10 protein-coding genes and 1 pseudogene are annotated in these 13,238 nt (G+C 31.2%); 3 read left to right on the plus strand and 8 right to left on the minus strand.

All coding sequences use genetic code 11. The annotated features are described in order from the left end of the window. Positions 1–418 precede the first annotated feature (418 nt). The 4 genes from CHRY9293_RS16350 to CHRY9293_RS16365 all read right to left on the minus strand — a co-directional run bounded on the left by CHRY9293_RS16350 (position 419) and on the right by CHRY9293_RS16365 (position 5,667). Positions 419–2,182, minus strand: coding sequence for a M12 family metallopeptidase (locus CHRY9293_RS16350; RefSeq protein ID WP_162033964.1), 1,764 nt, complete (start codon positions 2,180–2,182; stop codon positions 419–421). 572 nt (positions 2,183–2,754) lie between these two features. Next, the gene (locus CHRY9293_RS16355; protein ID WP_162033965.1) at positions 2,755–4,149 is read right to left on the minus strand and encodes a type III PLP-dependent enzyme domain-containing protein; all 1,395 of its coding nucleotides are present in this window, start codon (positions 4,147–4,149) and stop codon (positions 2,755–2,757) included. A gap of 329 nt (positions 4,150–4,478) precedes the next feature. Beyond that, positions 4,479–5,108 carry a thiamine diphosphokinase gene (locus tag CHRY9293_RS16360; RefSeq protein WP_162033966.1) on the minus strand — a complete coding sequence of 210 codons (630 nt, stop codon included), beginning with the start codon at positions 5,106–5,108 and terminating at the stop codon, positions 4,479–4,481. Then, the gene (locus CHRY9293_RS16365; protein WP_122546474.1) at positions 5,098–5,667 is read right to left on the minus strand and encodes a cob(I)yrinic acid a,c-diamide adenosyltransferase; all 570 of its coding nucleotides are present in this window, start codon (positions 5,665–5,667) and stop codon (positions 5,098–5,100) included. The genes CHRY9293_RS16360 and CHRY9293_RS16365 overlap by 11 nt, the downstream gene beginning before the upstream one ends. Before the next feature lie 271 nt (positions 5,668–5,938). Between CHRY9293_RS16365 and CHRY9293_RS16370 the strand changes: the two genes are divergently transcribed. After that, positions 5,939–6,430, plus strand: a complete 492-nt coding sequence (locus CHRY9293_RS16370; RefSeq protein WP_162033967.1) for a DinB family protein — start codon at positions 5,939–5,941, stop codon at positions 6,428–6,430. A 153-nt stretch (positions 6,431–6,583) separates the two neighbouring features. Here CHRY9293_RS16370 and CHRY9293_RS16375 read toward each other — a convergent pair whose 3' ends face one another. The 3 genes and pseudogenes from CHRY9293_RS16375 to lptB all read right to left on the minus strand — a co-directional run. Further along, positions 6,584–7,537, minus strand: a complete 954-nt coding sequence (locus tag CHRY9293_RS16375; RefSeq protein ID WP_162033968.1) for a helix-turn-helix transcriptional regulator — start codon at positions 7,535–7,537, stop codon at positions 6,584–6,586. 76 nt (positions 7,538–7,613) lie between these two features. Then, a complete protein-coding gene (locus tag CHRY9293_RS16380; RefSeq protein WP_162033979.1) occupies positions 7,614–9,341 on the minus strand; it encodes an ABC transporter ATP-binding protein in 1,728 nt (575 codons plus the stop codon). A gap of 573 nt (positions 9,342–9,914) precedes the next feature. Further along, positions 9,915–10,640, minus strand: a pseudogene (lptB, locus tag CHRY9293_RS16385) (LPS export ABC transporter ATP-binding protein); the annotation flags it as partial. 196 nt (positions 10,641–10,836) lie between these two features. On the opposite strand from lptB, the gene CHRY9293_RS16390 reads away from it, so the two are divergent. Beyond that, positions 10,837–11,646 (plus strand): hypothetical protein, encoded by an 810-nt coding sequence (locus tag CHRY9293_RS16390; protein WP_228455574.1) that lies wholly within the window; start codon positions 10,837–10,839, stop codon positions 11,644–11,646. A 63-nt stretch (positions 11,647–11,709) separates the two neighbouring features. Here the strand turns inward: CHRY9293_RS16390 and hemB are convergent, their stop codons facing one another. Further along, complete coding sequence (gene hemB, locus CHRY9293_RS16395) at positions 11,710–12,699, minus strand: porphobilinogen synthase (protein WP_162033970.1); 990 nt, start codon at positions 12,697–12,699, stop codon at positions 11,710–11,712. Positions 12,700–12,820: 121 nt separating this feature from the next. On the opposite strand from hemB, the gene CHRY9293_RS16400 reads away from it, so the two are divergent. Continuing rightward, positions 12,821–13,171: a T9SS type A sorting domain-containing protein gene (locus CHRY9293_RS16400; RefSeq protein ID WP_122635836.1), complete on the plus strand. Its 351-nt coding sequence runs from the start codon at positions 12,821–12,823 to the stop codon at positions 13,169–13,171. The last annotated feature ends 67 nt before the right edge of the window (positions 13,172–13,238 follow it).

Raw genomic sequence — 13,238 nt, forward strand, 5'->3', positions numbered from 1 at the left:
AAAATGGACCATGCCTATTCGAAATTGGGGTATTGTTCTCAACCAATTTATGCTTATTTTTGAAAAAAGGCTCAGATTATAAATCCAAGCCTAACTTTTTAACTTACACACTTTACGAGATAGTGTCTTTTTTTAGCCATAAAGCCGTTCCAATAATTAATGAAAAAAGGATGGAAAAAACCATCCTTTTAAACTATCGTTTACAGCATTGATTGTATTGCTTGTGAGTTGCTCCTCGGCAGAGCTCATTTCCTCTTCCAACCAATAGCCAAATATTACGAATTATTTTTCGCAAAAACACCAACTATTTTTGACCACATTACCTAAAAGCTATTTATTATTTATAAAACCTGCTTAAACCTATATATATAAATTGATCGCCTTTTAGAACAATCAAATTTCTAAAAATAATATTTCATTATCTCTTTATATCTATATACATTTTACCATTACTAAAATAAGCATCTAATTGAACATTAGAATCTTGACCATCAATTCCATCTACATCTACTGTACCATATATGTATCCTTTTAAAGAATTTGTATCAATCAAAGTCGTAGTATAATGATGAGACGCTGTATATGTAATTTTCCCCGGAACTGCCCATGAAAAATCTAGATTATCACTCGAACTACCATTATTAAAGTCTATCTCTTGAAGTTTACATCCATTATATTCAAAATAATCTCCACTCCCATGATATTTAATTCCAACACTTTGCCCCGGCGCTAATGAAATTTTAGGATCAATACAATGTTCTAATCTCATTAGCACACTATTTAAAGTTGGATAATCAATATTTCTGACAATTAATTCAGTAACCTCATTTTTATCAAAAGCGTGCCGTTTACCATCCGTACTAATATTAGTCTTCCATCTTTTTAAATTAATATAGGTATTTCTATCATCTTTTTTTATAGCCTCTATTATAGCATTTTCATTCTCTCCTCCTACGCCATTATTATCTGTAAAATGATAATACTTAGAATTTGAAGAATCATTGTAATCAGAAATTAACACCTTTGTTTCCCCATCATTTCCCAAATATGTAATACTATTTGGATGTGTACTCCAAGAGAAATCTATCACATCTGAACGTGAACCATTGCTAAGGTCTATTTCCTGAACTATATAGCCAGAGTCACCATACTCATATTTTTTTTTAGAAGTATTATATGTGAAAATGGCTTCATGTCCGGGACTGAATAAAACTATAGAGGGATCACTAGCTCCTTCCAACCTCACTTTTAAATAAACTCCAGGATAATCTACGTTTTTAAGGATAATCTTTTTATTATATTGATAATGTACCCAAGTAATATCTTTCTGTGTTAGCCCATAAGTAGGTCTCTCTACTAAACTTCCATCTTTTTTAGTATAAAATGGAAGATTACGACTTATTAAATCATTCATCAAAGATATATTATTTCTTGGATAAGACCCATACATCATAGCCGAATTCATATCAAACAAACAAGGATCAGTTAAATTACTTCTTTCTTTTTCCAAATTATAAAGAATAGTTTTATAAAAAAGAGGATAATAATTTTTAATATAATCGAAAGTTTCTAATTGGAGCGTTATAGCTTCATCTCTAATTTCTCTTTGATGTTCATGTATCATTCCTACAATATGGCCTATTTCATGAATAATACTTTGTTTGTCACAAGTCTCACTAACGCTCACCATGCTTCTTTTTTTTCCGAAATAGCCAAGATCAGCAAAACAGCCGGAAACAACTTTTTTAAAATACACCCCCTCACCCTCTAATACTTCGGTAAAATTTAGAATTGTTTTAGAGTTCCATTCATCAATAGCTTCTCGGATCAATATCTTTTGATGACTTGGTATATCTTCTGCTATTCTATAAGTCAACTCATTTGTAGGCCATAAATTAATCTGCAGCTTTGTCGTATGATCCCAGTTAGCTGATTTTGCATTAATATCCTCTACTATTAAAAAATCTAATTCTTTTACATCATTACAATTAAGCACCATATCATCTCCTAAAATATAATTCCCTTCTTCATTTTTCCAAACTGATAACCTTTGACCTCTATAATCAATTAATTTCATACCAGCTTTACTTTTATTCATTAAAGATACTTCCTCCAATTCAAGCTCTTTCTCTCTACATGAATACATAAAAATAATTATTAATAAAATTACTAACTTTTTCATTTATCATCTGTTTTAAAATTCCATGCAAGATTAGACAAAAAAAGAAAAATACAGGGACACAATTATTTTAAAAAAAATAGACACAGATATTATAAATACCTAATATAAAAATAATTAAATAAAAATTTAAAAATTAAAAAAACAGACACATATTAACATAAAATCCTCTACAAAGAAGAAAAACTATACCCTCGATCCTATAATTCTAAAGTCCTAAGCAGAGGAAACTCTTAAACCAAATAAAATTCTATCATCTGCCTGAAAAGTATAAATCGAATTAAGGTGAATTTCCGAAATACTCAAACTTAGAAGTAAGAGGAATGAAAAGTACACAGGATGAAAAATGACAGATATAAACAGTATAATATAAGATTACAAAACTTTGTGATCAATTTCTATGATAGAATTTGCGCTCCACTATTAATTCAAGTTCCGGCCCATAAAAAATAAATAGAAAATTCCTATGACTTATAAATTTCCTTCACTTGACCAGTGATTTACAAAAATGGAATCTTCTTTATATGAAACAAAGTTGTTTCTATAATATAAGAAACAACCTTGTTATTATCATTTTATTTATATCCTAAAAGTTTCAGAACATCTTCAGGTTCTTGTCTTTCTCGGAAGATTTCATATTGTAAATCACCATTTTCATCTTTTTGAATCAAAACATGTCTTGGTTGCGGCATAAGGCAGTGATGAATTCCTCCAAAACCACTGATTGTTTCCTGATAAGCTCCGGTATGAAAGAATCCAATATACAAAGGCTTTGTATCACTAAAAACCGGAAGATAAATAGCGTTAGTATGTTGCTCAGAGTTATAATAATCATCTGAATCACAAGTCAATCCACCTAGAAAAACCCTTTCATAGGTATCTTCCCATCGGTTCAAAGGTAACATAATAAAATGTCGAGAAATTGCCCAAGTATCTGGAAGTGTAGTCATGAAAGAAGAGTCAATCATATTCCATTTTTCTCTATCATTCTGACGCTTTTGAGAAATAATTTTATATAAATTAGCCCCGCTTTCTCCTACGGTAAAGCTACCAAATTCAGTATAAATATTAGGTTCTTCCACCCCTTCTTCCTCACAGAATTTTTTTATTTGAGAAACGATTTCTTCAATCATATATTGATAATCGTAATCAAAATTTAAAGAAGTTTTTATAGGAAATCCACCTCCAATATTCAAAGAATCTACTTCTGGAGCTATTTTCTTTAAACGGGCATATACACGAAGACATTTATATAGCTCGTTCCAATAATAGGCCGTATCCTTAATTCCCGTGTTAATAAAGAAATGAAGCATTTTCAATCTCGCATTCGGATGTTCTGCAATTTTCTGGCTGTAATAGGGAATAATATCTTTATAGCCTATGCCTAATCTTGAGGTATAAAATTCAAACTTTGGCTCCTCCTCAGAAGCTATTCTGATCCCAATATCAAAAGTAGTATCAATACTTTCAGTTAATTTATCCAACTCACGATAATTATCTAAAATAGGGGTAATATTTTCAAAACCATTATTAATCAGATCTGAAATTTTAGCCAAATAATCATCTGTTTTGAATCCATTACAAATTACTTCGATATTTTTATCAACTTTCCCATTCTCATAAAGAGATTTTACGATATCCATATCATAAGCAGAAGACGTTTCTATAGAAATATCATTCTTTAGCGCCTCCTCCAATACAAATTTAAAATGACTTGATTTGGTACAATAGCAATAGGTATAACTTTTCTTATATTCGGTTTTCTCAAAAGCCTCCCTAAACCAGTTCTTCGCTTTTTGAATATTTTGAGAAATTCTTGGCAGATAGCTTATTTTAAGCGGAGTGCCAAATTTTTCAACAACTTCCATTAAAGGAATGTCATGAAATAACAAATTGTTTTCAGAAACATTAAATTCTTCTGTAGGAAAATATAATGTCTGATCAATAAGTTCCGAGTACTTTATTTTCATTTCTAAATAAGTAAATTAAGAACTGCAAAATTGCTAAAAAAGTTTGATTTTTAATCTTAAATTTACTATAATTTTTCTAACAATTTATAGTAAAAATGACAACCCAATTATCAAGACATAAGCTTATGAATCCATTTCATTATTTATTCTCAGAAATCCATGAAGCTTTTTGAATATAAACAGTGGATGAGCCTTATTTTTTAACAATTTCATTAAAAACTGTATTTAATAATCTCTTTATCCTCGGCTTACATAAAAGCCTCTATCTACTAAAGAAAATACAAAACCATGAAATAAATAGAAAATAGAGATCAAAAATTAAACTAAATCTATAAATATTTTTTTCCAATAAATACGAGCAAATCTCCTTTTTCATATTCTATGATAACCTCATCTTCAACTGCAAAATTTCTCGTTCCAATTCTAGAAGTAATACTTAAATTCTCATGGACTAAAGACCAATTGAATCCTTTTGTCGTAATATTTTCAACAGAAGGAAAAGGACACAGAGAAATCATTTTATCTTTCACTCCCTTTATAGCAAATTTCTTGGGAACAAAATAATATTCAGAAAACTCATCATAGAATTTGATATTCAATCGATCTTTAAAACCAAAAGCAACCGTAAGATTTCCTAAAAAATGGTCTTGCTCTCCTCCACTTCCTCCTAAAATATCAACATCCTTATACCCTTTTTCTAAAATAATTTCCAATGCTTTATGAAAATCTGTTTTATCCTGATCCGGAGTATAAATGAATTTTTCATCATAAATATTTTCATCCTGACCCGAATGTGAATCAAAATCACCCGAGATAAAATCCAGTCGATTCAAAGGAAAATCTAATCTTTTCAAATAATGAAAAGCTCCATCTGTACAGGCTATCAAACTATATTTTTCCAATTCCGGAAAAGATTGAGGAGCATTTCCATTAATAAATAACAAAACTCTATCTCTCATTCGGATTCCAATATTCTTCAGGTGCATTATCCAATTTAGAAATATATCTTGCTAAAACGAAAAGATAATCGGAGAGTCTATTTAAATAGGTAATAAGCTCTGCACGTACTTCTTCTGATTCATTTAAAAACACTAAAGAGCGTTCAGCTCTTCTGCAAATCGTTCTCGCAGCATGTAAAAACGTAGCCGACTTCCCTCCTCCAGGAAGAATAAAATATTGAAGTGGTTCCAGCTTCTCTTCAAAAGCATCCATCCATTGCTCTAACTCTTCAATTTCTTTTTCAGAAATCATTAACGAAAGACGAGATTTTCCATTAGCTAACATCAACTTATCCGTTGGCGTTGCCGCCTCCGAACCTACCGTAAATAAATCGAATTGTATTTTTTTCAATTGTCTTAAGACCTCATCATCATCAATGTGACTCTTTGCAATGCCTATAAATGAATTCAATTCATCTATATTTCCATAGCTATCCACTCTAGCACTGGCTTTTGAAACTCTTGTTCCGCCATAAAGAGCTGTTTCACCTTTATCTCCTGTTTTCGTATAAATTTTCATACCACTAAAATACTTTATTTATTAGAATATAAAAAGTAAATACAATCTCGATTTCAACTATTCTATCCAAGAAAAATGATCGATCAAAGATCGACCATCTAAATTATTTATCTACCATACATATGTAATGCGTAGTATTTATTTAACGCAGAAATTTATATTTATTATTTCCCAAGAAAAATAAATTTTCATTTTCCAAAATCCTACTGACAAACTGTTGTCATAATTACCTCCTACCTTTGTCTTAATAATAACACTTAAAACAAAAATTATGTCAACTACAGCAACAATCACAAAACAGTTTATGACTTCTGAGCAATTATTAGAACATTGGCAAGGACACAGAAATCTAACGAAAAGAGTAATCGAAGCATTCCCTGAAAAAGAATTGTTTGAATTCTCAATAGGAGGAATGAGACCATTTGCAAAATTAGCAGTTGAGTTAATCAGTATCGGAGGACCAGCCTTGAAAGGAATTGTCGATAAAAATATAGAAGCCTACCATGAAGAAGGGTTTGCCCCACAAACGAAAGAAGATATTCTAAAAAAGTGGGATGAAGAAACCGATATAATCAATCATTATTTTGCTCAAATTTCTGAAAAGAGATTTCAAGAAACATTCAATTTATTTGGTCAATATGAATTTCCTATTTATCAAAATATTCTTTATTTTGTAGACAATGAAATTCATCACCGAGGTCAAGGTTATGTATATCTTAGGGCATTAGGTATTGAACCCCCTTTTTTTTGGGAGAGATTTTAAGCTCTTTAATCCCATTATTTAAGTTAAGAGCGCTGATTAATCTTAATACAAAGAGTCAATCATAAACCCAATAAAAAGAAAATCATATCAGAGTTCACCATTTTAACTTCTGGACTCAATTACTTAAAAACCTCAACAATATTTGTCGAGGTTTTATGTATGTTTATTTGAAATTTTATGTATTAAATCATGTAATTTGACCTGAAGACTTTCAGGCTCTAAAATCGTAGCATAATCAGCAAAAGTAATAAGCCAACGGGGAAATCCGTCATTAATCCATTCGGTCTCGAAAGTAAGCTCTACGCCATTTTCTGTATCTACTTCTTCAATTAATCCATAATATTTTTTTGAATTAGCAAGATAATTTATAATTTTTCGATCTACTAAAAGTCTGACTTTTGTTTTATTACCATCTCCATTTCTTTTATATTCATTAATCTGACCATACTCTTGTAAAAACGAGTTTTGTGTTTTAATAATTTGTAAAATTCTATCTACTCGAAATTGCCTAAAATCATTTCTCAACAAACAATAAGCCCAGATATACCAATAGTTGAATTCAAAAAAAACGCCCACCGCTTCAATAGTTCTGGTAGAAATTTTAGAATCCATCGTTTTATATTCCATGGTCAATTGTTTTTTTTCGGCAATACTTTCGAGGATAATTGGGATAACATTCCGGAGGTTGTCTTCAGTTTTAGCATGATAATTAAAAACATCAATCTGCTTTTCAATATTTTCAATTAAATTTTTATCGGAATATTTTAAAACAGAGCGTACCTTCTCCATCGCCGTTTGATAGTGACTTCCAAGACTTTCATGTAAAAATTTTTGCATCAATTTTTCTGCGGCAATAAAACTTAAAACCTCTTCTTTTGTAAACATGACTGGTGGAAGTTTATAACCATCCATTAAGGAGTATCCACTACCAGCCTCTCCAATAATGGGAATTCCAGCATTTTCCAATGTTTTAATATCACGGTAAATCGTACGAACACTTACATCAAATTTTTGTGCAAGGTCTTGTGCTCTCACAATAGGTTTTGATTGTAATTGAGTAAGAATAGCAGTAACCCGGTCAAGTTTTTTAAGATAATGATCGTTCATTAATTGTTAGTAATTGTCAGTTCATAAAATTGTTATATTGCTACATTATTAAATTGTTACATTAACTATCTCCCATTTAATTATCTTTAAAAGTATTAACTAATTTATCTAAATTTAAACTTCTTGCAGAAGCATCAAAAATTTCACGATACGTTCCATTTATCTGTACCAATTCGTCATGAGTTCCACTTTCCACCACTCTCCCTTTTTTCATGACATAAATAATATCCGAATCTAAAATTTGAGATAAAGAATGCGAAATAATGATTACCGTTCTCCCTTCTTTTATCGCGTCTAAAGAATTTTTAATTTGTTCCGTGGCTATTGCATCCAAACTTGCCGTGGGCTCATCCAGAAAAATAATGGGTGGGTTTTTTAGAAATAATCTTGCAATGGCAATTCTCTGTTGCTGACCTCCAGAAAGCTGCGTAGCATCATGTTGATATTGATGAGGCAAATCTATAATCTGTTCATGCAAATAAGCTTTTTTTGCAGACTCTTCAATTTCTTCAAAAGTAGCATTCATATTTCCGTAGCGGATATTATCTTCAATACTTCCTTGGAAAATATGATTTTTTTGAAGAACAAGCCCTATATCATCTCGGAGAAATACATTATTATATTCATTCAAATGAACCCCATCCAACAAAATCTTTCCAGTATCAGGAAGATAAAATTTACATAAAAGATTAATTATTGTTGATTTTCCAGCCCCACTTAATCCAACCAGAGCTGTTGTTTTTCCATTTTCAATGATCATGGAAACATCATGCAATGCTTGGGTCCCATTAGGATAGGTAAAGTTCACATGATTTAATTCAAACTTTCCTTTCATTTCATCTTCTACGAAAGTTCCATTCGATTCTTTTTCTTCGTCAGCATTCAAAATATCAAAATATCCTTCCGCATAAATCATTGCATCATTCATATCATCATAGATACGATGCAATTGTCGAATAGGTGCCGATACATTATTAAAAAGCATAATATGAAGCATAATTGCTCCTATCGTCATTTGCTGATTCAACACCAAATAAACAGTCAATAAAATGATCAGAACGACTCCAAACTGTTCAATAAAGGTTTTTAAACCATCATAAATAAAATTGGTTTTTCTAGTAAACATTTGACTTTCCATCAACTGCATCTGTAGATCATATTGTTTTTTGCCTTCAAACTTTTCACGTACAAAACTTTTAATGACCATGATAGAATTAATTAAATTCAAGAGTCCTGAGGTCTTTTGCTCACGCTGATTTCGTAGCTGACGGCGAACACCACTTAACTTTTTCGCCTGTAAAGAACTTACATAAAAATAAATAGGAACAATAATGGTTGAAACAATACCTACATACATATTCTGCATATACATAATAATCAAAGCTATGATAGCATTGGAAAATAAAGGCAGCATATCTATAAAAAAATTTTGCACTAGCCTTGTCAGACTTTCTATTCCTCTATCTATTCTAATCTGTAACTTTCCCGATTCGTGATTTTCATCATTAAAATAAGCGACCCTATATGTTAAGATTTTATCAATAGCTGATTGAGCAAGAACAGAACTTACATTAATTCTTATTTTCTCACCATAAAATTTCTGACCAAAATTGATAAAGATATTTAATAATTCTTTTCCCAATAAAATAATACTAATAATGGCCAACACATGAATTCCTTCAGACATGGGATGAGGAAGATCCATCAGTTTTGTCACCTCATCTACCGTATATTTTAAAACCAATGGATTAACCTGTGCCGCAAGGGCGCCAAAAAATGTGAGACACAAAGTACCATAGATCATCCAGCGATAGGGCTTTATAAACGGTATCAATTGTTTATAGATACCCCACAATGTAATTGTTCTATTAAATGCTTTTGCCATACATTTTCTTTAGAGATATTAAGTAAAGTTAATTTTTTTATTTTACACCTACATAAGATTATAATCGCTTTATTTTTCATTTGAAATCAAGTCTAATTAAAAAAAATAGAGCAGATAAAAATCTACTCTACTCCCAATATATTATTAGAATTATTTTTAACCTTCATATACATAGGTGGTCAGATAATGCAGCTTTTCCATACTTGCCTCTTTAGATTCCGCCTCTGCTTGTTCAATAGAATAGTGAGAGTTGATTTCTTTCCTTTGAAAAACAAAAGAATTATTAGCATTTTTATCAATCACATCATTAAAAATATGCTCAATTTCAGAGTTGGCTAATGATGCAAAGCTTATATCTTCAAAACCTTGCATTAATCTTAAATCATCAAATTGTTCAAAATTTTCATCAACAAAATGTTGAAGTTGAGACTTGGAATCAAAATTCCCCGCCCAGATATTATAGGCGTACTTTTTCTTTTTTGGCTTATCTAATATACTTTGGTATACGAAATTCTCACCAAGATACGCCTCTCTTACCTGCGGATCATTAGCAAGATCCTCCGGAAGTCCCTCCTTTAATATATTCCCTTCAAACATAATGTATGTTTTGTTAGTGATCGCCAAAGTCTGTTGAACATTATGATCGGTAATTAAAATTCCAATATTCTTATCCACAAGACTTCTTACAATCTTCTGAATATCTTCCACAGCAATTGGGTCAACCCCCGCAAAAGGCTCATCTAAAAGAATGAAACTTGGGTCTGTTGCAAGACATCTAGCGATTTCGGTTCTCCGTCTTTCCCCTCCCGAAAGAAGATCTCCTCTATTCTTACGAACATGCTGTAAAGAAAACTCCTCAATAAGCTCATCGCATTTTATTTGCTGCTCCCTTTTTGAAAGTTTTGTTAATTCTAAAACTCCCATAATATTGTCTTCAACGGAAAGTTTTCTAAAAATAGAAGCTTCTTGGGCTAAGTATCCTATACCCTTCTGCGCTCTTCGGTACATTGCATCTGTAGTAATTTCCTGCTTATCTAGAAAAATTTTTCCCGAAGTTGGCTTAACCAAACCTACAATCATATAAAATGAGGTCGTTTTTCCGGCTCCATTAGGGCCTAGTAATCCTACAATTTCGCCTTGCTGAACTTGTACAGAAACTCCTTTTACAACCTTTTTAGGACCATATTCTTTGATTAAATTTTCTCCTCGTAAAATCATAGGAGCAAAGATAAAGTTTTTTTGAATTCAAATTTTAGATTCCCAACTCTATATAAAAGTTTTATGATTATTTAAAATAATTCACTCTTTTTTAAATAAATATAAAAGATAATATTCATAATAAGAATCGAAAAAAACTTTCACATTTCCAATTATTTATGTAAATTTATAAGACCAATCACAATTCGATATTATTATGGAAAATAACCAGCTAATGACAGAGCCTTGGGCTTTCGATTTTGACCACACACTGACCGAACTTTCGGCTGCCGATCTCGACCAACATCTTACTGAACTTTTAGCTCTAGATCTTGGAATCCATATTTTTGACCGAATCCCTTATGCAAATGAAATATTCAAATGGCAGGATATGGCCCTTCTTCCTCATTCTTCTGCGGATACATTACTTTGTGAAATCTTTGAATGGAATGGAAGAAATTTAAGATCAACAGGAAATAATCTTATTGGATTTTTATTCTCAAATGATGAAAATGATGAGCTTAATTTTATCAAAAATCAATTGATCCATGTTGAAAAACATCCCGCTCTTATTCCCGATTTTGAGTTTACAAAAGAGAATATGATCGATTATGGACTTTCACTTCCCTCTTTATTTAATATTAATTTACAAGGAAATATCAATACCGCTAAAAATTTTTCCATAAGAGTCAATGGATTAACAAAAGCTAGAATTACCAACATTGATTCGCCGGGAATCGAGATTCTAAAAAGCTATTCTTCTCTTACAAGAAGTAAGTCTAAAACATACAGAAGAAATATCAAATTTAATTATTTAATTAAATCTCTTTTCTATGCGGAAAGCGTGGAAATATATTTAGAAAAAGAATCCGGTGCGGACTTAAATCTAAGCTTTCAAAGTCAAAATATAGAAATTGAAGCTAAAGCAGATACGGATACAAAAAAACATTTTATATTAAAATACTCAGGGAATCAAGCTCCTTTTGCAGCGCAATTCGTAAAAGGAAAAGATTTTGATATTATGTAATAAACTGTTATTATGAGTTACTACAAAATAATAACTCATAATTAACAGCTTATTATATAAAATTTATCTATTTAAAATCATAGCTGCTTCCTTTGCAAAGTAAGTAAATATCATATCTGCTCCTGCTCTTTTAAAGCATGTTAAACTCTCAATAATCGTTTTATCATTATCAAGCCATCCATTTTGGGCAGCGGCCTTTACCATTGCGTACTCTCCACTCACATTATATACGGCAATAGGAAGGTCAATAGATTCTCTTACTTTAGAAACTATATCAAGATAAGGGAGCCCCGGTTTAATCATAATAATATCCGCTCCTTCTTCTACATCTTTGAAAACCTCATTCAAAGCTTCTCTTGAATTATGGAAATCCATCTGATATGTTTTTTTGTCTTTTGGAATCTCCATGTCATCTTTTGGTGCACTATCTAAAGCACTTCTGAATGGCCCATAAAAAGAACTTGCATATTTCGCTGCATAACTTAAAATCCCTACATCCGTAAATCCACTTTCTTCTAATGCCTCCCGAATAACCAAAACTCTACCATCCATCATATCACTTGGAGCTACAATATCAGCTCCGGCTTCAGCATGAGAAACAGCCATTTTTGCTAATGCTTCATTCGTAGCATCATTTACAATTTTTCCGTTTTCAATAATTCCATCATGTCCATAAATCGAGTAAGGGTCCAATGCCACATCTGGCATTACAATCATTTCTGGAATAGCATCTTTAATTGCCTTGATTGTTTTCTGCATCAATCCCTCTTTATTCCACGCTTCTTTCCCTGTATTGTCTTTTAAATGGTCTGAAACTTTCATGTATAGATTAACAGATTTTACACCCAACGAGAATAATTCTTTACACTCCCTCACTGTTAAATTTATACTACGTCTAAATATCCCCGGCATTGAGGGAATGGGTTCTTCTTTATTTTCACCCTCCATTACAAAGATTGGCATTACAAAATCATGAGTTGTAAGAGTACATTCTCTTACTAAACCTCTAATAGATTCATTTACTCTCAACCTTCTATTTCTTGAATGTATCATGTTTGGAATACTTTTTGAATAAGTTTTACAAATTTACTATAACTTCTATAAAAAAACTATTGCAAAGAACAATAGATTTTCTTATTTTTGTTACAAGTTTTCCTAAAGAAAAATAATATTGATGAAAAAAATTTTACTTTTATTTGTATTTCTAGGCACATTTATTGGATTTTCCAATAATTTGAATGCTCAAATCAGAGAGCTAGGTTCTCCCTCGCAAAAATCTGATGATGGTGTGCTTGTTGCCTATCCTAATCCCGCAAAGGATTATCTGATTATAAAGGCAAAAGATTCTTCTTTAAGAATCAAAAGTGTGACATTTTATTCTATTTTGGGTACTCAAGTAGCAAATTACACAGTAAATATGAATTCCGGGGAAATAAATATTGAGAAATTGAAACCTGGAAAATATCTCATCCGATATATACTTAGTGATAACACACAGAAAGTTGCCCAAATTGTAAAACAATAAAAAATAAATCCTGATAATAATCAGGATTTTTCTTATATACGCACGCTATCTTTAATATTTCCGTACC

The organism is Chryseobacterium potabilaquae, from assembly GCF_902728265.1.
In the GTDB taxonomy this organism is placed as follows: Bacteria; Bacteroidota; Bacteroidia; order Flavobacteriales; family Weeksellaceae; genus Chryseobacterium; species Chryseobacterium potabilaquae.